General features: G+C 71.9%; 21 protein-coding genes. 1 reads left to right on the top strand and 20 read right to left on the bottom strand.

Translation table 11 applies throughout. From position 1 onward, the window contains the following. Nucleotides 1-68 precede the first annotated feature (68 nt). From metK to pyrR, 13 genes are all read right to left on the bottom strand, one after another. The gene (gene metK / locus AB0O19_RS07045; protein WP_350877833.1) at nt 69-1,277 is read right to left on the bottom strand and encodes a methionine adenosyltransferase; all 1,209 of its coding nucleotides are present in this window, start codon (nt 1,275-1,277) and stop codon (nt 69-71) included. Between the two features lie 150 nt (nt 1,278-1,427). Beyond that, entirely contained in the window at nt 1,428-2,675 is a 1,248-nt protein-coding gene (gene coaBC / locus AB0O19_RS07040; protein WP_063346753.1) for a bifunctional phosphopantothenoylcysteine decarboxylase/phosphopantothenate--cysteine ligase CoaBC, read from the bottom strand. Nucleotides 2,676-2,826: 151 nt separating this feature from the next. Next, nucleotides 2,827-3,093, bottom strand: coding sequence for a DNA-directed RNA polymerase subunit omega (rpoZ, locus tag AB0O19_RS07035; protein ID WP_030240625.1), 267 nt, complete (start codon nt 3,091-3,093; stop codon nt 2,827-2,829). Between the two features lie 37 nt (nt 3,094-3,130). Beyond that, a complete protein-coding gene (gene gmk / locus AB0O19_RS07030) occupies nt 3,131-3,688 on the bottom strand; it encodes a guanylate kinase (RefSeq protein WP_363618301.1) in 558 nt (185 codons plus the stop codon). Nucleotides 3,689-3,736: 48 nt separating this feature from the next. Beyond that, complete coding sequence (gene mihF, locus AB0O19_RS07025) at nt 3,737-4,063, bottom strand: integration host factor, actinobacterial type (RefSeq protein ID WP_063346755.1); 327 nt, start codon at nt 4,061-4,063, stop codon at nt 3,737-3,739. Nucleotides 4,064-4,428: 365 nt separating this feature from the next. Then, entirely contained in the window at nt 4,429-5,262 is an 834-nt protein-coding gene (gene pyrF / locus AB0O19_RS07020; protein ID WP_350877835.1) for an orotidine-5'-phosphate decarboxylase, read from the bottom strand. Between the two features lie 100 nt (nt 5,263-5,362). Then, nucleotides 5,363-6,478, bottom strand: coding sequence for a quinone-dependent dihydroorotate dehydrogenase (locus AB0O19_RS07015; protein WP_363618299.1), 1,116 nt, complete (start codon nt 6,476-6,478; stop codon nt 5,363-5,365). A 106-nt stretch (nt 6,479-6,584) separates the two neighbouring features. Further along, the gene (gene carB, locus AB0O19_RS07010) at nt 6,585-9,893 is read right to left on the bottom strand and encodes a carbamoyl-phosphate synthase large subunit (RefSeq protein ID WP_363618297.1); all 3,309 of its coding nucleotides are present in this window, start codon (nt 9,891-9,893) and stop codon (nt 6,585-6,587) included. Beyond that, the gene (carA, locus tag AB0O19_RS07005) at nt 9,886-11,103 is read right to left on the bottom strand and encodes a glutamine-hydrolyzing carbamoyl-phosphate synthase small subunit (RefSeq protein WP_363583144.1); all 1,218 of its coding nucleotides are present in this window, start codon (nt 11,101-11,103) and stop codon (nt 9,886-9,888) included. The genes carB and carA overlap by 8 nt, the downstream gene beginning before the upstream one ends. Further along, the gene (locus tag AB0O19_RS07000; RefSeq protein WP_363618295.1) at nt 11,100-11,666 is read right to left on the bottom strand and encodes a hypothetical protein; all 567 of its coding nucleotides are present in this window, start codon (nt 11,664-11,666) and stop codon (nt 11,100-11,102) included. The genes carA and AB0O19_RS07000 overlap by 4 nt, the downstream gene beginning before the upstream one ends. Continuing rightward, entirely contained in the window at nt 11,663-12,967 is a 1,305-nt protein-coding gene (locus AB0O19_RS06995) for a dihydroorotase (RefSeq protein ID WP_363618293.1), read from the bottom strand. Before AB0O19_RS06995 ends, AB0O19_RS07000 begins: the two co-directional genes overlap by 4 nt. After that, nucleotides 12,964-13,938: an aspartate carbamoyltransferase catalytic subunit gene (locus AB0O19_RS06990; RefSeq protein WP_363618291.1), complete on the bottom strand. Its 975-nt coding sequence runs from the start codon at nt 13,936-13,938 to the stop codon at nt 12,964-12,966. Before AB0O19_RS06990 ends, AB0O19_RS06995 begins: the two co-directional genes overlap by 4 nt. 5 nt (nt 13,939-13,943) lie before the next feature. After that, nucleotides 13,944-14,591, bottom strand: a complete 648-nt coding sequence (gene pyrR, locus AB0O19_RS06985; RefSeq protein ID WP_363372728.1) for a bifunctional pyr operon transcriptional regulator/uracil phosphoribosyltransferase PyrR — start codon at nt 14,589-14,591, stop codon at nt 13,944-13,946. Between the two features lie 330 nt (nt 14,592-14,921). Between pyrR and AB0O19_RS06980 the strand changes: the two genes are divergently transcribed. Next, nucleotides 14,922-15,425, top strand: a complete 504-nt coding sequence (locus tag AB0O19_RS06980) for a transcriptional regulator (protein WP_031072501.1) — start codon at nt 14,922-14,924, stop codon at nt 15,423-15,425. Between the two features lie 124 nt (nt 15,426-15,549). Here AB0O19_RS06980 and AB0O19_RS06975 read toward each other — a convergent pair whose 3' ends face one another. The 7 genes from AB0O19_RS06975 to rpsR form a co-directional block, all read right to left on the bottom strand. Then, nucleotides 15,550-16,491 (bottom strand): hypothetical protein, encoded by a 942-nt coding sequence (locus tag AB0O19_RS06975; protein ID WP_363618289.1) that lies wholly within the window; start codon nt 16,489-16,491, stop codon nt 15,550-15,552. Nucleotides 16,492-16,711: 220 nt separating this feature from the next. Further along, the gene (locus AB0O19_RS06970) at nt 16,712-17,539 is read right to left on the bottom strand and encodes a thioesterase family protein (RefSeq protein ID WP_363618287.1); all 828 of its coding nucleotides are present in this window, start codon (nt 17,537-17,539) and stop codon (nt 16,712-16,714) included. Nucleotides 17,540-17,698: 159 nt separating this feature from the next. Further along, on the bottom strand, nt 17,699-18,136 hold the full coding sequence (gene nusB / locus AB0O19_RS06965) for a transcription antitermination factor NusB (protein ID WP_063346766.1): 438 nt from the start codon (nt 18,134-18,136) through the stop codon (nt 17,699-17,701). 4 nt (nt 18,137-18,140) lie between these two features. Continuing rightward, nucleotides 18,141-18,704 carry an elongation factor P gene (gene efp / locus AB0O19_RS06960; RefSeq protein ID WP_350877845.1) on the bottom strand — a complete coding sequence of 188 codons (564 nt, stop codon included), beginning with the start codon at nt 18,702-18,704 and terminating at the stop codon, nt 18,141-18,143. A 79-nt stretch (nt 18,705-18,783) separates the two neighbouring features. Then, complete coding sequence (locus AB0O19_RS06955) at nt 18,784-19,890, bottom strand: aminopeptidase P family protein (RefSeq protein WP_363618285.1); 1,107 nt, start codon at nt 19,888-19,890, stop codon at nt 18,784-18,786. A gap of 90 nt (nt 19,891-19,980) precedes the next feature. Next, a complete protein-coding gene (gene rpmF, locus AB0O19_RS06950; RefSeq protein ID WP_063346769.1) occupies nt 19,981-20,154 on the bottom strand; it encodes a 50S ribosomal protein L32 in 174 nt (57 codons plus the stop codon). Nucleotides 20,155-20,208: 54 nt separating this feature from the next. Beyond that, the gene (gene rpsR, locus AB0O19_RS06945; RefSeq protein WP_363618284.1) at nt 20,209-20,445 is read right to left on the bottom strand and encodes a 30S ribosomal protein S18; all 237 of its coding nucleotides are present in this window, start codon (nt 20,443-20,445) and stop codon (nt 20,209-20,211) included. Nucleotides 20,446-20,451 lie beyond the last annotated feature (6 nt).

Below are 20,451 nucleotides of genomic sequence, written 5' to 3'. Positions count from 1 at the left end.
GACAGAACGCACAGAAGCGGCGCCCACCCCGCCCGGGGGTAGGCGCCGCTTCCGGACGATCAGGCCGTTCAGTCCTTCACGGCCGCCTTCAGCTGCTCCACCCGGTCGGTGCGCTCCCAGGTGAACTCGGGCAGCTCACGGCCGAAGTGGCCGTACGCCGCGGTCTGGGAGTAGATCGGGCGCAGCAGGTCCAGGTCGCGGATGATCGCGGCCGGGCGCAGGTCGAAGACGTCGGTGACGGCCTTCTGGATGGTCAGCACCGGCACGGTCTCGGTGCCGAAGGTCTCGACGAACAGGCCCACGGGCTCGGCCTTGCCGATCGCGTACGCGACCTGCACCTCGGCGCGGCGGGCGAGGCCGGCGGCGACGATGTTCTTCGCCACCCAGCGCATCGCGTACGCGGCCGAGCGGTCGACCTTGGACGGGTCCTTGCCGGAGAAGGCGCCGCCACCGTGGCGGGCCATGCCGCCGTAGGTGTCGATGATGATCTTGCGGCCGGTGAGGCCGGCGTCGCCCATCGGGCCGCCGATCTCGAAGCGGCCGGTCGGGTTCACCAGCAGGCGGTAGCCCTCGGTGACCAGCTTGATGCCCTGCTCGGCGAGCGCCTTCAGCTCGGGCTCGACCACGAACTCGCGGATGTCCGGGGTGAGCAGCGACTCCAGGTCGATGTCACTGGCGTGCTGGGTGGAGACCACCACGGTGTCGAGGCGGACGGCCTTGTCGCCGTCGTACTCGATGGTGACCTGGGTCTTGCCGTCGGGGCGCAGGTACGGGATGGTCCCGTTCTTGCGGACCTCGGTCAGGCGGCGCGAGAGGCGGTGCGCGAGGGTGATCGGCAGCGGCATCAGCTCGGGCGTCTCGTCGGACGCGTAGCCGAACATCAGGCCCTGGTCGCCGGCGCCCTGCTTGTCCAGGTCGTCCTCGTCGCCTTCGACCCGAGCCTCGTACGCGGTGTCGACGCCCTGGGCGATGTCGGGCGACTGCGCGCCGATGGACACCGACACGCCGCAGGAGGCGCCGTCGAAGCCCTTCTTGGAGCTGTCGTAGCCGATCTCCAGGATCTTGTCCCGGACGAGCTGGGCGATCGGCGCGTACGCCTTGGTGGTCACCTCGCCGGCCACGTGCACCTGGCCGGTGGTGATGAGCGTCTCCACGGCGACCCGGGAGGTCGGGTCCTCCCGGAGGAGAGCGTCAAGGATCGTGTCGCTGATCTGGTCAGCGATCTTGTCGGGGTGTCCCTCGGTGACGGACTCCGAGGTGAACAGGCGGCGAGACACAGCGCTCCCTGGGGTTGCAGCGGCTGCTGACTGAAGGCCCCCGGCGAACCGGGGACATCCGGAAAGACTTGATTCCTGGAGTCTAACGGGATGCCTCCGCCGAACGTCACCCGCTTCCGGAAATCGCGACCGATCTCCAGCAGGGCTTGATCAGTCGCCGACCGTTTCCAGCCGCTTGACGACCAGGTCCCAGACCACGTCCGCCAACGCCTCCTTCGGGCCCACCGGAACGGCCGTCTCACTGCCGTCCGAGCCCAGTACCACGGCCTCGTTGACGTCCGTCCCGAAGGCCTTGCCGTTGCCCACCTCGTTGACGACCAACAGGTCGCAGCCCTTGCGGGCGAGCTTGGCGCGGCCGTTGGCGAGCACGTCGTCGGTCTCCGCCGCGAAACCCACCACGAGTTGGCCCGAACGGGCGCGGTGCGCCGCCAGCTCGGCCAGGACGTCGGGGTTGCGGACGAGGGCGACCGGCGCCGGCTCGACCCCCTCGACCTTCTTGATCTTGCCACTGGCGTACTCGGCGGGCCGGAAGTCCGCCACGGCCGCGGCCATGACCACGGCGTCGGCCGACGCAGCCGCCTTCAGCGCCGCCTCGCGCAGCTCCAGCGCGGTCGAGACGTGCACCACGTCGACCCCGGCCGGGTCGGCGAGCTCCGCGTTGGCCGAGACCAACGTCACGCGCGCCCCACGGGCCGCGGCCGTCACGGCGAGCGCGTAGCCCTGCTTGCCGGAGGAGCGGTTGCCCAGGAAGCGCACCGGGTCCAGCGGCTCGCGGGTGCCACCGGCCGAGACCACCACGTGCCGACCCGCCAGGTCGGTCGGGGCGGCCCCGCCCCGGCGCAGCACGGCCCGGCAGGCGTCGAAGATCGCGGACGGCTCGGGCAGCCGCCCCTTGCCGGTGTCCTTGCCGGTGAGCCGCCCGACGGCCGGCTCCAGCACGATCACGCCCCGGCGGCGCAGCGTGGCGACGTTGTCCCGGGTGGCGGGGTGCTCCCACATCTCGGTGTGCATGGCGGGCGCCAGGACGACCGGACAGCGGGCGGTGAGCAGGGTGTTGGTGAGCAGGTCGTCGGCGAGGCCGTGGGCGGCCTTGGCGATCAGGTCGGCGGTGGCGGGGGCGACCACGACCAGGTCGGCCTGCTGGCCGATCCGCACGTGCGGCACCTCGTGCACGCGCTCCCAGGTCTCGGTGGCGGCCGGGCGGCCGGAGAGCGCGGCCCAGGTGGCCTCGCCGACGAAGTGCAGCGCGGCCTCGGTGGGCACCACGGTGACCTGGTGGCCGGACTCGGTGAACCGGCGGAGCAGCTCGCACGCCTTGTAGGCGGCGATGCCGCCGCTGACGCCGAGGGCGACGCGCGGCGCGTCCGCCGACCCGCTCCGGTCCGAAGTCGCGCTCATACTCCCGCTCTCCTCCACTCCTGGGACGTGCACACCCTACGGCCCCTCAGCCGCCGCGCGCACCGTGGTCGGTCCCACAGCCCCCGGGAACGCCGAAGGGCCCGGCGGAAACGATTCCGCCGGGCCCTTCCACAAGCTTCGGAGCACCGCCTCAGGCGGCTTCGATCGCCTCGGCGGTCAGCATGCCCGCGTTGATCTCGCGCAGCGCGATCGACAGCGGCTTCTCGTGCACGTGGGTGTCGACCAGCGGGCCGACGTACTCGAGCAGGCCCTCACCGAGCTGGGAGTAGTACGCGTTGATCTGGCGCGCGCGCTTGGCGGCGTAGATCACGAGGCTGTACTTGGAGTCGGTGGCCTCAAGCAGCTCGTCGATCGGCGGGTTGATGATGCCCTCGGGCGCGGTCATGGAAGAGGACACGCGAAAACCTTCCGAAAGGGTGGAAAAGACAGACAGGTCAGGCTACACCGAGCAAGGCTAGCAGTTCGGCCGCTACCTGCTCGACGGAGGTGTTGACAAGGGTCGCGTCGAACTCGGGCTCGGCCGCGAGTTCGACCTTCGCCGCCTCCAGCCGCTTCGCGATCACGTCCCGCGACTCCGTGCCCCGACCGGTCAGCCGCCGGACCAGCTCGTCCCAGCTCGGCGGGGCCAGGAAGACCAGCTGCGCCTCGGGCATCGACTCGCGCACCTGGCGGGCGCCCTGGAGGTCGATCTCCAGCAGGACGGGCTCGCCGCGCTCCAGCTTCTCCAGCACCGCCGAGCGCGGGGTGCCGTAGCGGTTGCCGGCGAAGACGGCCCACTCCAGCAGCTCGCCGTTGGCGATCAGCTTGTCGAACTCGTCGTTGTCGACGAAGTGGTACTGGACCCCGTTCTGCTCGCCCGGCCTCGGGTGCCGGGTCGTCGCCGACACCGAGAGCCAGACCTCGGGGTGCTGCTTCCTCATATGAGCGACGACCGTGCTCTTGCCGACCCCCGAAGGGCCGGAGAGCACGGTCAGCCGCGGACGCTCACTCATGCACCGATTATCCCGGATCGCGGACGGTCCCGGGACCACGGGGCACGGTCAGGCGGCACCGCCGCCGAACTCCCGCTCCAGGGAGGCGATCTGGTTCGTACCGAGGCCGCGGACGCGCCGGCTCTCGCTGATGCCGAGGCGTTCCATGATCTGCTTGGCACGGACCTTGCCGACGCCGGGAAGGGACTCCAGCAGTGCGGAGACCTTCATCTTGCCGATGACGTCGTTCTCGGCCTTTCCGGCCTTGATCACCTCGTGCAGGGAGGCGCCGGAGTGCTTGAGCCGGTTCTTGACCTCGGCGCGCTCCCGGCGAGCCTCGGCGGCCTTGGCGAGCGCGGCGGTGCGCTGTTCAGGGGTAAGGGGCGGAAGAGCCACGCCGTTCACCTCAGGGTGTGGAAGGAAGGGATTGAGCTATGACTGGTTTGGATCCCAGGACACCGTCCGCAAGGGGAACCAGAGGGCCCTTGACCTGCGGGAGCTACGGGTTTCGCGGCTCGCCGATGACCTATCGCCGGACACTACCCGGATTGCGGCGCCACGTCAGGAAAAGAACACGAAAAGTCCTGGTCAGCCAAGGCCGACCAGGACTTTCCAGGGCAAAATGACCGCGATTGCGAAACTTTGACACCGCCAATGTGACGGCGCTCACGTCAACTCCGGGGAGGTCCGGGGACCCTCGCCGGGCTGCGCACACTGCGCAGGGTCATCGCCCCGCTACGCGCTCGCGCCCTCGATCGCCGCTACTTCACCGCGTCCGCGTACTCGCCGACGAACCGCTCGGCCGCCGAGCGCAGGGCCGCCACCGACGGACCGTGCTTGAGCACGTCCCGGCTGACGCTCGGCACCACGTTGATCACCGCGGCGCCGAACACCCGCGGCAGGTCGGCCATCGTCGCGCCCTGGGCGCCGATCCCGGGGGCCAGCAGCGGGCCGTTGATGGCCAGTTCCACGCCCGCGTCGGCGAGCGTCGCGCCGACGACCGCGCCGAAGGAGCCCAGCGGGGCGGCGTCGCCGTTCTCCGCCGCCAGCTGCCGCAGCACCGAGGCCGCGACCGACTCGCCGTCCGCGCCGACCGCCCGCTGCACCTCGTGGCCCTCCGGGTTGGAGGTGAGCGCCAGCGCGAACACGCCGCAGCCCTGCGCGCGGGCCAGGTCGAGGGCCGGGCGCAGCGAGCCGAAGCCCAGGTACGGGCTGACCGTGACGGCGTCCGAGAACAGCGGGCTGCCGGGCGACAGGAAGGCCTCCGCGTAGGCGGCCATGGTGGAACCGATGTCGCCGCGCTTGGCGTCCATCAGGACCAGCGCGCCGGCCGCCCTGGCCTCCTCGACGGACTTCTCCAGCACCGCGACGCCCTTGCTGCCGAAGCGCTCGAAGAAGGCGGCCTGCGGCTTGAGCACGGCCACCCGGTCGGCCAGCGCCTCGACGACGGTGCGGCTGAAGGTCTCCAGGCCGGCGAGGTCGTCGCCGAGCCCCCAGGCGGCGAGCAGGGAGGCGTGCGGGTCGATGCCGACGCAGAGCTGGCCGCGGGTGTCGAGGGCCTGGCGCAGCCGGGCGCCGAACGGGGCGAGGGTCATGTCGTCCTTCCGGAAGGTCGTGGGGAGGCCGCACGGAGGCCGTACGGAGGTCGTGCGCGGCTCGTACGGGGCGTCGTACGGGCCGGGGCCGCACGGTGGTTCAGGAGGCGGCCCTGGTGCCGTCGACGGCGCTGCCGACGGCGGCTGCCAGGTCGCGGAACCCCGCGGCCCGGATCCGGGCGGAGAGGCCCCGGTGGATCCGGCGGCACCAGAACGGGCCCTCGTAGATGAAGGCGCTGTAGCCCTGGACGAGGTCCGCGCCGTGGACGATCCGCTGCCAGGCGTCCTCGGCGGTCTCGACGCCGCCGACCGAGACGAGCGTCAGCCGGCCCCCGGTCCGGGCGCGCAGGCGCTGGAGCACCTCCAGGGCGCGGGCCTTGAGCGGGGCGCCGGACAGGCCGCCCATGCCGATCTCCTCGACCCGGGCGGCGTCGGCGCGCAGGCCTTCGCGACCGATCGTGGTGTTGGTGGCGATGATGCCGTCCAGGCCCAGTTCCAGGGCGAGGTCGGCGACCGCGTCGACGTCCTCGTCGGCCAGGTCGGGGGCGATCTTGACCAGCAGCGGGACGTGGTGCGCGGTGGTGCGGTCGGCGGCCTCGCGGACGGCGGCGAGCAGCGGGCGCAGGTGGTCCACGGCCTGGAGGTTGCGCAGCCCGGGGGTGTTCGGCGAACTGACGTTGACGACCAGGTAGTCGGCGTACTTGGCCAGCCGCTCGGTGGACTTGACGTAGTCGGCGACGGCGTCGGCCTCCTCGACCACCTTGGTCTTGCCGATGTTGACGCCGATCACCGGGGTGGAGCTGGTGTGCGGGCGGGCGGCGAGGCGCGCGGCGACCCGGGCCGAGCCCTGGTTGTTGAAGCCCATCCGGTTGATCAGCGCGCGGTCCTCGACCAGGCGGAACAGCCGGGGCGTCGGGTTGCCCGGCTGGGGCTCGCCGGTGATGGTGCCGATCTCGACGTAGTCGAAGCCGAGCATCGCCAGGCCGTCGATGCCGACGCCGTTCTTGTCGAAGCCGGCCGCCAGGCCGAACGGCCCCGGCAGGTCGAGGCCGAGGGCGGTGGTGTGCAGCGCCCGGTCACGCGGGGCGAGCACCAGCCGCACCAGCGTGCGCAGGCCGGGCACCGAGGAGGCGAGCCGGATCCAGAAGAAGGCGAGGTGGTGGGCCTTCTCGGGGTCCATCTTCTTGAAGACGAGGTCGAACAGCAGCTTGTACAAAAACCCAACTCCCGGATCAGGGCCCGGATCTGAGCGTGAGCACCCGGATCAGGGCATGGAAGTGGGGGGCACCCGGCCGGCCTCGGTGCCCCCCACTGCGGTGGTGCTACTTGCGGCCGGCGTTGATCAGCGCGGCGTGCTCCTGGAGCGACATCACCCCGACCTCGTCGCGCAGCAGCGCGTCCATGCCCTGGACGGCCGCGCCCATCGCCTGGACCGTGGTCAGGCAGGGCACGCCGCGGGACACGGCGGCGGTGCGGATCTCGTAGCCGTCGAGGCGCCCGCCGGTGCCGTACGGCGTGTTGATGATGAGGTCGACCTCACCGTCGTGGATCAGCTGGACGATGGTCCGCTCGCCGTTGGGGCCCTCGCCCTCGCTGTGCTTGCGCACCAGCGTGGACGGGATGCCGCCGCGGTGCAGCACCTCGGCGGTGCCGGCGGTGGCGAGCACCTCGAAGCCGAGGCCGACCAGCGCGCGGGCCGGGAAGACCAGGTTGCGCTTGTCGCGGTTGGCGACCGAGACGAAGACCTTGCCCTTGGTCGGCAGCGCGCCGTAGGCGCCGGCCTGGGCCTTGGCGTAGGCCGTGCCGAAGACCTTGTCGATGCCCATGACCTCGCCGGTCGAGCGCATCTCCGGGCCGAGCACGGTGTCCACGCCGCGGCCGTGGATGTCGCGGAAGCGGCTCCACGGCATCACGGCCTCCTTGACCGCGATCGGCGCGTCGGCCGGCAGCGTGCCGCCGTCGCCCTCGGCCGGGAGCAGGCCCTCGGCGCGCAGTTCGGCGATGGTGGCGCCGAGCGAGATCCGGGCGGCGGCCTTGGCCAGCGGCACGGCGGTCGCCTTGGAGGTGAACGGCACGGTGCGGGAGGCGCGCGGGTTGGCCTCCAGCACGTACAGGATGTCCCCGGCCAGTGCGAACTGGATGTTGATCAGGCCGCGGACGCCGACGCCGCGCGCGATGGCCTCGGTGGAGGTGCGCAGGCGCTTGATGTCGTAGCCGCCGAGGGTGATCGGGGGCAGCGCGCAGGCGGAGTCGCCGGAGTGGATGCCGGCCTCCTCGATGTGCTCCATGACGCCGCCGAGGTAGAGCTCGGTGCCGTCGTAGAGCGCGTCGACGTCGATCTCCACCGCGTCGTCGAGGAAGCGGTCGATGAGCACCGGGTGCTCGGAGATCAGGCCGGCGTGGCGCTCCAGGTAGGAGGCGAGCGAGGCCTCGTCGTAGACGATCTCCATGCCGCGGCCGCCGAGCACGTACGACGGGCGGGCGAGCACCGGGTAGCCGATCTCGTCGGCGATGGCCTTGGCCTCGGCGAAGGAGAAGGCGGTGCCGTGCTTGGGGGCGGGCAGGCCGGCGTCGCGCAGCACGCGGCCGAAGGCGCCGCGCTCCTCGGCGAGGTCGATCGCCTCGGGCTGGGTGCCGACGATCGGCACGCCGTTGTCCTTGAGCGCCTGGGCCAGGCCGAGCGGGGTCTGGCCGCCGAGCTGGACGATCACGCCGGCCAGCGGGCCGGCCTGCTGCTCGGCGTGGACGATCTCCAGCACGTCCTCCAGGGTGAGCGGCTCGAAGTAGAGCCGGTCGGAGGTGTCGTAGTCGGTGGAGACGGTCTCCGGGTTGCAGTTGACCATCACGGTCTCGTACCCGGCGTCGGCCAGCGCGAAGGAGGCGTGCACGCAGGAGTAGTCGAACTCGATGCCCTGGCCGATGCGGTTCGGGCCGGAGCCGAGGATGATCACGGCCGGCTTGGTGCGCGGGGCGACCTCGTTCTCCTCGTCGTAGGACGAGTAGAAGTACGGGGTCTTGGCGGCGAACTCGGCGGCGCAGGTGTCGACGGTCTTGAACACCGGGCGGATGCCGAGCGCGTGCCGGACCTCGCGGACGACGTCCGGCTTCAGGCCGCGGATCTCGCCGATCTGCTGGTCGGAGAAGCCGTGCCGCTTGGCGTGGCGCAGCAGTTCGGGGGTGAGCTCGGCGGCCTCGGTCAGCTCGCCGGCGATCTCGTCGAGCAGGAAGAGCTGGTCGACGAACCACGGGTCGATCTTGGTGGCCTCGAACACCTCCTCCGGGGTGGCGCCGGCCCGGATGGCCTGCATCACGGTGTTGATCCGGCCGTCGGTCGGCACGACCGCCTTGACCAGCAGCTCGGCCTTGTCGCCGACCGGGCCGGTCCAGGAGAACTGGGAGCCCTTCTTCTCCAGCGAGCGCAGCGCCTTCTGCAGCGCCTCGGGGAAGTTGCGGCCCATGGCCATGGCCTCGCCGACCGACTTCATGGTGGTGGTCAGCGTGGCGTCGGCGCTCGGGAACTTCTCGAACGCGAACCGGGGGACCTTCACCACGACGTAGTCGAGGGCCGGCTCGAAGGAGGCCGGGGTCTGCTCGGTGATGTCGTTGGGGATCTCGTCGAGCGTGTAGCCGACGGCCAGCTTGGCGGCGATCTTGGCGATCGGGAAGCCGGTCGCCTTCGAGGCCAGCGCGGAGGAGCGCGACACCCGCGGGTTCATCTCGATGACGATGACCCGGCCGTCGTCGGGGTTGACGGCGAACTGGATGTTGCAGCCGCCGGTGTCGACGCCGACCTCGCGGATCACGGCGATGCCGATGTCGCGCAGGATCTGGTACTCACGGTCGGTGAGGGTCATCGCCGGGGCGACGGTGATCGAGTCACCGGTGTGCACGCCCATCGGGTCGAAGTTCTCGATGGAGCAGACGACCACGACGTTGTCGTTCTTGTCGCGCATCAGCTCCAGCTCGTACTCCTTCCAGCCGAGGATGGACTCCTCCAGGAGCACCTCGGTGGTCGGCGAGAGGGCCAGGCCCTGGCCGGCGATGCGGCGCAGGTCCTCCTCGTCGTGGGCGAAGCCGGAGCCGGCGCCGCCCATGGTGAAGGAGGGGCGCACGACGACCGGGTAGCCGCCGAGCGTGTCGACGCCGGCCAGCACGTCGTCCATCGAGTGGCAGATGACCGAGCGGGCGGACTCGCCGTGGCCGATCTTGGCGTTGACCGCCTCGACGACGCCCTTGAACAGCTCGCGGTCCTCGCCCTTGTTGATCGCCACCACGTCGGCGCCGATCAGCTCGACGCCGTACTTCTCCAGCGTCCCGGCCGAGTGCAGGGAGATCGCGGTGTTGAGCGCGGTCTGCCCGCCGAGGGTCGGCAGCAGCGCGTCGGGGCGCTCCTTGGCGATGATCCGCTCGACGAACTCCGGGGTGATCGGCTCGACGTAGGTGGCGTCGGCGATCTCCGGGTCGGTCATGATCGTGGCCGGGTTGGAGTTGACCAGCACGACCCGCAGGCCCTCGGCCTTGAGGACGCGGCAGGCCTGCGTGCCCGAGTAGTCGAACTCGGCGGCCTGGCCGATCACGATCGGGCCGGACCCGATCACCAGGACGGACTTGATGTCAGTGCGCTTAGGCACGCTGGCCCTCCATGAGCTTCACGCTGTGCTTGTCGTCGCCTCGCATGAGCTCGACGAACCGGTCGAAGAGGTAGGCCGCGTCGTGCGGGCCGGCCGCCGCTTCGGGGTGGTACTGCACGCTGAAGGCGGGGACGTCGAGCGCCTGGAGGCCCTCGACCACGTCGTCGTTGAGGCAGACGTGGGAGACCTCGACCCGCCCGAAGGGGGTGTCGCTCACCCGGTCCAGCGGTGCGTCCACGGCGAAGCCGTGGTTGTGCGCGGTCACCTCGACCTTGCCGGTGGTGCGGTCCTGCACCGGCTGGTTGATGCCGCGGTGGCCGTACTTGAGCTTGTAGGTGCCGAAGCCCAGCGCGCGGCCGAGGATCTGGTTGCCGAAGCAGATCCCGAAGAACGGGGTCCCGCGCTCCAGCACGCCCTGCGCGACGGCGACCTGGTGGTCGGCGGTGGCCGGGTCGCCCGGGCCGTTGGAGAAGAACACGCCGTCCGGCTGGACCGCGTAGAGGTCCTCCAGGGTGGAGTTGGCCGGCAGCACGTGCACCTCGATGCCGCGCTCGGCCATCCGCTGCGGGGTCATCCCCTTGATGCCGAGGTCCAGCGCGGCGACGGTGAACTCCGCAGTGCCGATGGGCAGGGCTTCGCCGCCGGGACCGATCGCGGGCACGACGTACGCCTCGGTGGTGGCCACCTCGGCGCACAGGTCGGCGCCCTTCATCTCGGGCGACCGCTGCACCCGGGCGAGCAGTTCGGCCTGGTCGGTCAGCGCCTCGCCGGAGAAGATGCCGCAGCGCATCGCGCCGCGCTCGCGCAGGTGGCGGGTGAGCGCCCGGGTGTCGATGCCGCTGATGCCGACGACGCCCTGGCGGACGAGCTCCTCGTCCAGCGAGCGGGTGGAGCGCCAGTTGGACGCCACCCGGGCGGGGTCGCGTACGACGTACCCGGCGACCCAGATCCGCTTGGACTCGTCGTCCTCGTCGTTCCAGCCGGTGTTGCCGATCTGCGGGGCGGTCATCACGACCACCTGGCGGTGGTACGACGGGTCGGTGAGGGTCTCCTGGTAGCCGGACATGCCGGTGTTGAAGACGGCCTCGCCGAAGGTCTCGCCGGTCGCGCCGTAGGCCTCGCCGCGGAAGGTCCGGCCGTCCTCCAGGACGAGCACGGCGGGGGTGCGCTCCCGCCGTCGGCGCTGCGTGGTGGGGGCAGGTGCGGTCATTGAGCGGCCTCTTCCGTCTTCGTCTTCGTACGTGTTGCGAGTTGGGCGATCGCCTCGACCCAGGCGGCGTGCTCGTCCGGGTGGTCGGCCCGGAAGCCCGAGTCCAGCTCGGTGCCCTCGTGCGTCCAGGTGACGACGAGCAGCCCGGCCGGGACGACCTTGCCGGCGATCCCGGAGTCCGTGCGGGCACCGGTCAGGTGCTCGGCCGGGATCCAGAGGTCGACGTCACCGGGACGCCGCACCAGCAGGCCGTCCTCGCCGAGGGTGAGGTCGGCGCGGCTGCGGGTGCCCAGGCCGTGCGCGACGACCCGGTCGAGCCAGTTCCCGGCGGTGGTGGAGCCGTGGTAGCGCCCGCTGGTCTCCAGGATGGTCCGCCCGGCGCCGGCCGGCACGGCGGGCAGCGGCGGGATGCCGGACTGGAGGGTGCGCCGCCAGTTCCAGCCCTGCCGCATCAGCCAGTAGACGAGCCCGATGACGATCAGCAGGCCGACGGCCCAGCCGATGTACCCGGGCCAGTTGGTGACCTTGGCCTGCTCCTGGGCGAGCGCGGCCGGGCCGGTCACGCCGCCCCGCCCTGCTCGGCCAGCTCGCCGGCCAGCACGGTGGCGCGCCCCCGCAGGAAGGTGGCGTGCACCCGTCCGGGCAGGTCAAGGCCCTTGTACGGGGTGTTGCGGCTACGGGTGGCGAAGCTGTCCGGGTTCACGGCACCACGGTACGCGGGATCGAACAGCACCAGGTTGGCCGGCTCACCGACCGAGACGGGACGGCCCTGTCCGGCGAGACGGCCGATCCGGGCCGGGCGGTGCGACATGCGGTCGGCGACGCCCTCCCAGTTCAGCAGGCCGGTGTCCACCATGGTCTGCTGCACGACCGACAGCGCGGTCTCCAGGCCGACCATGCCCATCGCGGCGACGGCCCACTCGCAGTCCTTGTCCTCGTCCGGGTGCGGCGCGTGGTCGGTGGCGACGGCGTCGATGGTGCCGTCCGCGAGCGCCTTGCGCAGCGCCTGGACGTCCTCGGCGGTGCGCAGCGGCGGGTTGACCTTGTAGACCGGGTCGTAGGAGCGGACCAGCTCGTCGGTGAGCAGCAGGTGGTGCGGGGTGACCTCGGCGGTGACGTCCCAGCCCTTGGCCTTGGCCCAGCGGATGATCTCGACCGAGCCTGCGGTGGAGACGTGGCAGACGTGCAGCCGGGAGCCGACGTGCGCGGCGAGCAGCACGTCCCGCGCGATGATCGACTCCTCGGCGACGGCCGGCCAGCCGCCGAGCCCGAGCTCGCCGGAGACCTGGCCCTCGTTCATCTGGGCGCCCTCGGTGAGCCGCGGCTCCTGGGCGTGCTGGGCGACGACGCCGTCGAAGGCCTTGACGTACTCCAGGGCGCGGCGCATCAGCACCGCGTCGTCCACGCACTTGCCGTCGTCGGAGAAGACCCGCACGTTCGCGGCGGACTCGTGCATCGCGCCCAGCTCGGCGAGCTTGTTGCCCTCCAGGCCGACGGTGACGGCGCCGACCGGCTGCACGTCGCAGTAGCCGGCCTCCTGGCCGAGCCGCCAGACCTGCTCGACCACGCCGGCGGTGTCGGCCACCGGGGTGGTGTTGGCCATCGCGTGCACGGCGGTGAAGCCGCCCATCGCGGCGGCCCGGGTGCCGGTGAGCACGGTCTCGGCGTCCTCGCGGCCGGGCTCGCGCAGGTGGGTGTGCAGGTCGACGAGACCGGGCAGCACGATCAGGCCGCCGGCCTCGATCTCGATGTCCGCCTCGACCGCCAGGTCGGTGCCGATCGCCTGGATCACACCGTCGGCGAGGTGGAGGTCCTGCGGGGCACCGCCGAGGATCTGGGCGTTGCGGATCAGGTAGGTGGTCACTGAGCGGTCTCCACGGAGTCGGTGCGGGCGTCGTTGAGGGTGGCTCCCCCGAGCAGCAGGTACAGGACGGCCATCCGGACCGACACGCCGTTGGCGACCTGCTCGACCACGGTGCAGCGCGGCGAGTCGGCGACCTCGGCGGTGATCTCCATGCCGCGCACCATCGGGCCGGGGTGCATCACGATGGCGTGCTCGGGCAGCTGGGACATCCGGGTGCCGTTCAGGCCGTAGCGGCGGCTGTACTCGCGCTCGGTCGGGAAGAACGCGGCGTTCATCCGCTCGCGCTGCACCCGGAGCATCATCACCGCGTCCGTCTTGGGGAGCACGCGGTCCAGGTCGTAGCTGACCTCGCAGGGCCAGTTCTCGATGCCGATCGGCAGCAGCGTCGGCGGGGCGACGAAGGTCACCTGGGCACCGAGGGTGGTCAGCAGGTGCACGTTGGAACGGGCGACCCGGCTGTGCAGGATGTCGCCGACGATGGTCACCCGGCGCCCGGCGAGGTCGTGGCCCAGCCCGGCGTTGAGGTGGCGGCGCATGGTGAAGGCGTCGAGCAGCGCCTGGGTGGGGTGCTCGTGGGTGCCGTCACCGGCGTTGATCACGCTGCCGTGCAGCCAGTGGGACTGGGCGAGACGGGCCGGCGCGCCCGAGGCGTGGTGCCGGACGACGACCGCGTCGGCGCCCATCGCCTGGAGGGTGAGCGCGGTGTCCTTGAGGCTCTCGCCCTTGGAGACCGAGGAGCCCTTGGCGGAGAAGTTGATGACGTCGGCGGAGAGCCGCTTCTCGGCGACCTCGAAGGAGGTCTTGGTGCGGGTCGAGTCCTCGAAGAAGAGGTTGACGACGGTCCGGCCGCGCAGCGTGGGCAGCTTCTTGACGGCCCGTCCGGAGAGCTGGGCCAGCTCCTCGGCGGTGTCCAGGATCAGCAGCGCGTCGTCGCGGGTGAGATCGGCGGCGGAGACGAGGTGGCGCTTCACGCGGGTTACTCCGGGAGGTGCGGTTCGGACGGCTGGGAGGCCAGGGCCTGCGAACCCTGTTCATCGCGCGCGGAGCGCGACGCATCGGTGTAGTCGCGGTCGCCGACCAGCACGGCGTCCACGCCGTCGCTGTCGGACAGGCGCACCTGCACGGCCTCGCGCAGCGAGGTGGGGAGGTTCTTGCCCACGTAGTCGGCCCGGATCGGCAGCTCGCGGTGGCCGCGGTCGACCAGGACGGCGAGCTGGACGGCGCGCGGGCGGCCGATGTCGTTCAGCGCGTCGAGCGCGGCCCGGATGGTGCGGCCGGAGAAGAGCACGTCGTCGACGAGGATGACGAGCTTGCCGTCGATGCCGCCGGACGGGATCTCGGTGTGCTCCAGGGCGCGGGCGGGCTTGAGCCGCAGGTCGTCCCGGTACATGGTGATGTCCAGGGCCCCGAGCGGGATCTCGCGCCCGGTGATCTGGGCCAGTCGGCCGTGCAGGCGGCGGGCGAGGTGGACGCCCCTGGTGTGGATGCCGAGCAGCACGACGTCCTCGGCGCCCTTGGCGCGCTCGACGATCTCGTGCGCTATCCGGGTGACGACCCGGGCGATGTCCGTGCCGTCCAGCACCTGGTGCGGCGGTCGCGGCGTCGAATCTTGGTGTGTGGTCATGCCGAAGCGGACCTCCTTCCCCGCCTCACTGGACGGGCCTTAAAGGATGTCTGGGACTGCCCCCGCCGACCGGGCGCGGGCTTCGAGCCATCCTAGCAGCGGGCCGGGAGGCAACCGGACACGCACCATTCCGCTTCGCCGGGTTCACGCCCCGGACGCGCCGCGGATGCGGGCCATTCGCACGACTGCCCCATTCGGCTTGACGCAGCTACCTTACTCTACGTAACCTCACAGTGAGTTACGAGACGGACGTCGAACCCACCGGTAACGGCGTCGGCAATCGTCCGTGACCCACCACTGAACGCGAAGCAATCTCGTCCGGGGAGATCAATGTCCAGCGACTACGCGAAGCAACTCGGAGGCAAGCTCCGAGCGATCCGCACTCAGCAGGGTCTCTCCCTGCACGGTGTCGAGGAGAAGTCCCAGGGGCGCTGGAAGGCAGTCGTCGTCGGCTCGTACGAGCGCGGCGACCGTGCGGTCACCGTGCAGCGGCTGGCCGAGCTGGCGGAGTTCTACGGCGTCCCGGTGCAGGAGCTGCTGCCCGGCGGCACCCCCGGCGGCGCGGCCGAGCCGCCGCCGCGTCTGGTGCTCGACCTGGAGAGACTGACCCAGGTCCCGTCCGAGAAGGCCGGCCCGCTGCAGCGCTACGCGGCGACGATCCAGAGCCAGCGCGGCGACTACAACGGCAAGGTGCTGTCGATCCGCCAGGACGACCTGCGCACCCTGGCGGTCATCTACGACCAGTCGCCGTCGATCCTCACCGAGCAGCTGATCTCCTGGGGCGTGCTGAACCCCGACGCGCGCCGCGCGGTGCGCGAGGAGGAGGCGAGCTGACGCTCGCCGCACCGGCTCCCGCCGGCTCGGTCCGCGGTCCTGGCCACGCCCCGGGCCGTGCAGAAACGTCACGGCGCGGCACCCCGCATCCCGGGGGCCGCGCCGTCGCGCGTCCACGGCCGGCTCAGCAGACCGTCCCCAGGCTGTAGCCGGGCTGCGCCGCCACGCCGTCCAGCCGCACCGGCCCGGCAGCCGGCGCCCAGTCCTGCCCGCCGCTCGACCAGGCCCAGGAGGCCGGCAGGAAGTGCTCGTCGGCGGCTCCGCCACGGGCGCCGCCCGCCGCCACCGAGCCCTGCGAGCCGTGCAGCACCGCCACCCCCGGCAGCTCCAGCGCCAATCCGGCGCACAGCACCGCGCAGACCAGCTCCAGGTCCTCGTCGTTGATCCGGACCACGCCGTCCTCCCACTGCAGCACCCGGGCCGCCGCGGTCAGCCGCCCGCCCGGCGCGTCCACCCGCAGCCGCAGCTCGTACACCCCGGCGCCCGCGCCGACCAGCATCCGGCGGAACACCTCGGCGCCGCGCTGGCGGGCGGCGCGCACCCAGCGGGCGTGCTCCTCGTCGACCTCGCCCGCGGCCCCGGACAGGCCGCCGTCCAGCAGCAGGTCGGCGTGGCAGAGCGTCAGCCCGTTCTCCCGGGCCCGGACCAGGCGCGGCACGAAGTCCCCGGCCAGTTCCTCGCCCTGATAGGCCAACAGCTGGGTCTGCAACGGCGGATTGACCAGGTAGCGGTCGCGGGCGAGCGGCTCGGCCGGGTCCAGCCCGTGCAGCACGCAGAACTCCGCGAAGTCCTGCGGGTGGAACATCCGGGCCCGCACGGTGTCGAAGCGGTCCAGGGCGTCGGCCAGCAGCTCGGCGGTCTCGGCCAGGTAGTGCTCGTGGTCGGCGGCGTTCGACAGCCCCCAGGCGCGGGCCCGGGCGAAGTCGGCCGCGCTGGTCAGGATCCCGATGACGAACGCCTGCTCGGCCCCCTCGGCCCGCCGCCGCTGGTGCGGCGCCCGCACCGTGGGTCGCGGGCCGCCGGCGATGCAGTCGGAGTTGCGGCGGGCACGGCCGTTGCGGCTCATGCGCCCACCTCGCTGCGCTCGGCACGGGCCTGCGCCCCTGCGCGCCTCTCGGTGGTTCGCTCGCTGCGCTCGCTCACGGGATGGCTCCTGGCATCGACGGGTACCGTCGGCGGGTGACGGTCAGCGGCCGGCTCGCCGCTGACCGTCTATCTCCCCATCCGCGCGCGCCGCACACGTACGGCGTGTCACAGAAATGTAACCGACGGTAAGACGATGTGATTCACGCCGTCCGCGGCACCCGGGCGAGCTGGCGGGACTGCGCGACCAGGCGGCCGGACTCGTCCCAGACCTCGGCGTCCTCCTCGAAGTACCCGCCGGCCACGTTGCGGGTGGCGTGGGTGACCCGCAACCAGCCCGGGACCGGCCTGGCCCGCAGGTGGACGGTCAGTTCGACGGTCGGGGCCCACCCGGGCATGCCCAGGTCGAAGGTCACCGGCGGCAGCGCGTCGGCGACCAGCAGGAGCAGCAGCGGGTCGGGATCGCGGCCGTCGGCGAGCCGGAACCAGCCCTGGATCCGCCCGTTGCCGGACGGCTGCCCGAGCGCCCAGCCGATGGTGGCCGGGTCCAGCCGCAGGTCGAAGCGCTCCAACAGCTCGGCCTGGGCGATCAGCTCCCGGGGCGCGTGCTCGACGCCGACGCACTGGTCCGGCGGCGGCAGCTGCGGCGGCACGGCGCTGGTGCGCACCTCGCCGTCGGCGGTGGAGAGGTCGCCGTGGCTGGCGACCACCCGCAGCCGCTCCACGCCGTCCTGGCTGAGCGAGGCGGTGCCGGTGGAGAGCCCGCGGCCGGTGCGCAGCACCTCGGTGCGGACGGTGGCCGGGCCGGGCGTGGAGGCGGACAGGTAGTAACCACTGATCGACACCGGGTCGGGGTGGTCACCGTGCTCCAGCGACAGCGCGTGTCCGGCGACGGCGAGCAGCAGCCCGCCGTTGACCCCGCCGCCGATCTGCCAGCCGGCACCGAGTTCGGCCTCGTAGCGGCCGGGCTCGTCAGGGTGCCGGGTCAGGGCGATGCCCTGGTCGAACTCGCTGCGGGTCGCGGTGGTCATGGGGGTGGCCTGCCCTTCACTGCGGGTTTCCGAACGCCAAGTTACTGGCGAGTAGGGCACCACCTTACGCCGCCCGGGTGAAACGCGCGACGGCCGCCGGACCCGGAATCCGGGTCCAGCGGCCGTTCTGCGGGTCTCACCGCCACCGGTGGTCGGGACCTACCGGCGGATGCTCGGCTTCAGCTCCAGGAAACGGGCGAGCAGGCCGTTGACGAAGGCCGGGGAGTCGTCCGTGGAGAACTCCTTGGCGATCTCCACGGCCTCGTCCAGGACGACCGCGTCCGGGACGCCGTCCTCCCAGATCAGCTCGTAGGCGCCGAGCCGCAGGACGTTGCGGTCCACGATCGGCATCCGGTCGAGGGTCCAGCCCACCGCGTACTGCGAGATCAGGTCGTCGATCCGGCGAGCGTGCTGGACGTACCCCTCGATCAGCTCCATGGTGTACTCGCCGACCTGCGGGGTGCCCTCGTCGGGCTTCGGCTCGCGGGCGCGGGCCACCCAGTCCGCGAGGACCCGCTGCGGGTCGACCCCGCGGTGGTCGGCCTCGAAGAGGATCTGGAAGGCCCGGGTGCGGGCCTTGCTACGTGCGGCCGACACGGACTTACTTCACCCGGCCGAGGTAGCTGCCGTCGCGGGTGTCGACCTTGATCTTCTCACCGGTGACGATGAAGAGCGGCACGGCGATCTCGGCACCGGTCTCCAGCGTGGCCGGCTTGGAGCCGCCGGTGGAGCGGTCGCCCTGGACGCCCGGCTCGGTGTGGGAGATCAGCAGCTCGACGGAGGCCGGGAGCTCGATGTACAGCGGGGAGCCCTCGTACATGGCGACCAGGGCCTCGAAGCCCTCCAGCAGGTACTTGGAGGCGTCGCCGACGACGGCCGGCTCGACCACGATCTGGTCGTAGGTGTCCGTGTCCATGAACACGAAGTTCTCGCCGTCCTTGTACGAGAACTGCATGCCGCGCTTGTCGACGTTGGCGGTCTCGACCTTGGTGCCGGCGTTGAAGGTCTTGTCGACGACCTTGCCGGTCAGGACCTCCTTGAGCTTCGTGCGCACGAAGGCCGGGCCCTTGCCGGGCTTGACGTGCTGGAACTCGACGACGGACCAGAGCTTGCCGCCCTCCAGCTTGAGGACCATGCCGTTCTTGAGATCGTTCGTGGAAGCCACGGGCGCACTTACTCCTGGATATAGCTGTCAAGGAACCAAGGCTTGCGTCCTGCCGCCGACGGCCGACGGGCGGCCGCGGTCACAGGGCGAGGAGCTCCTTGGTGGTGATGGTGAGCAGCTCCGGCCCGCCCTCCTCTGGGGGACGCACCACGAGCGTGTCCTCGATCCGGACACCGCCCTTGCCCGGGAGGTGGACCCCTGGGCCGACGGTGACCGGCACGCGGCTGTCCAGTTTACCCATGTCCGACGGACCGAGGCGCGGCGCCTCCCGGATCTCCAGCCCGATGCCGTGGCCCACCGGGTGCGGGGAGGTCTCGGTGTGGCCGGCCGCCTCCAGGATCTGCCGCGCGGCCCGGTCGGGCACGCACTGCTCCACGCCCGGCCCGAGCGCCTCCCGGGCGGCCCGCTGGGCCCGGAACACCAGCCGGTGCAGCTCCACCTGCCAGGGCGCGGGCGCGGCGCCGATCACGAAGGTCCGGGCGGTGGAGACGCCGTAGCCCCGGTACTGGGCGCCCATCACCACGGTGAGGAAGTCGCCCTCCTCCACCCGGCGGTCGGTCGGCTGGTGGGCGGGCTGGCCGGAGTGGCTGCCGGTGCCGACGGACACCGGGTAGGCCGCCCGGTCCGCGCCGTGGTCGATCATCCGGCGTTCCAGCTCCATCGCCAGGTGCCGTTCGGTGCGGCCGACCAGGATCGACTCCAGCAGCTCGCCGAGCGCCTGGTCGGCGATCTCGGCGGCGATCCGCAGGTCGGCGATCTCGTGCTCGTCCTTGACCACCCGCAGCCGCTCGACCACCTGCCCCAGGTCGGCCAGCCGGGCCCCCTCCGCCAGGCCCGCCACCGCGCGGTGGCGGCTGACGGTCAGGTCGTGCTCCTCCACCGCCAGGTCCGCCACGCCCAGTCGCACGGCGGCGGCGGCCGCCGCCAGGGCGGTGTCCGCCGCCGCCGCCACCGGTACCTGGGTGACGTCCGGCGCGATCAGGTGTTCCCCGGTGTCGTCCGCCGGCAGATCGTCCGGCACTGCCAGCAGCACCCGCTCCCGGGTCAGCAGCAGCGTCGCCCCGCAGGGCGCGCAGCCCGTCAGATACCGCACGTTCGCCGCCCGGGTGATCAGCGCCGCATCGGCCCCGGCCGCACTGCAGTGCTCCCTCACCCGCTCCCGCCGACCCGCGTACGCATCAGACATGCGTCGAGCCTACGAACCCCCACTCCGATCCGCCCGCCGAGCACCCCCGACAGGGCGCGCCCCCACCCCCGCACGCCCCCTCCGTGGTCGCTACGCCCCCTCCGGGTCGATCAGGCCGCGGCGGTAGGCGGGGACCAGGTTCTGGGGGACGAGCAGTTCGCGGCCGTTGAGGGTGATCGGGACGAGCTTCGGGGCCTTGCCCTTCCACTGGGCCCGGCGGTGCCGGGTGTTGCTGCGGGACGTCTTGCGCTTGGGGACGGCCATCGGGGGCTCCTTGTCGGGTGGTGACGGTGGTGGCAGTGGTGACGGTGGGACCGGTTACCGGGTGGTGCCGGCGGCGTACGGGAGGAGGGCCATCTCGCGGGCGTTCTTGACGGCCCTGGCCACGGCGCGCTGCTGCTGGACGGTGAGCCGGGTGACGCGGCGGCTCCGGATCTTGCCGCGGTCGGAGACGAAGCGCCGCAGCAGGTCGGTGTCCTTGTAGTCGAGGTACTCGATGCCGGCCGCGAACAACGGGTTCGGCCGGGCCTTGGGCGGGTTCGGTCGCTTACGCACAGTGAC

Source organism: Kitasatospora sp. NPDC091276, from assembly GCF_040684355.1.
Classification (GTDB): domain Bacteria; phylum Actinomycetota; class Actinomycetes; order Streptomycetales; family Streptomycetaceae; genus Kitasatospora.
Note: the sequence above shows the minus strand (reverse complement) of the source record. Positions and strands in the feature narration are given on the sequence as shown.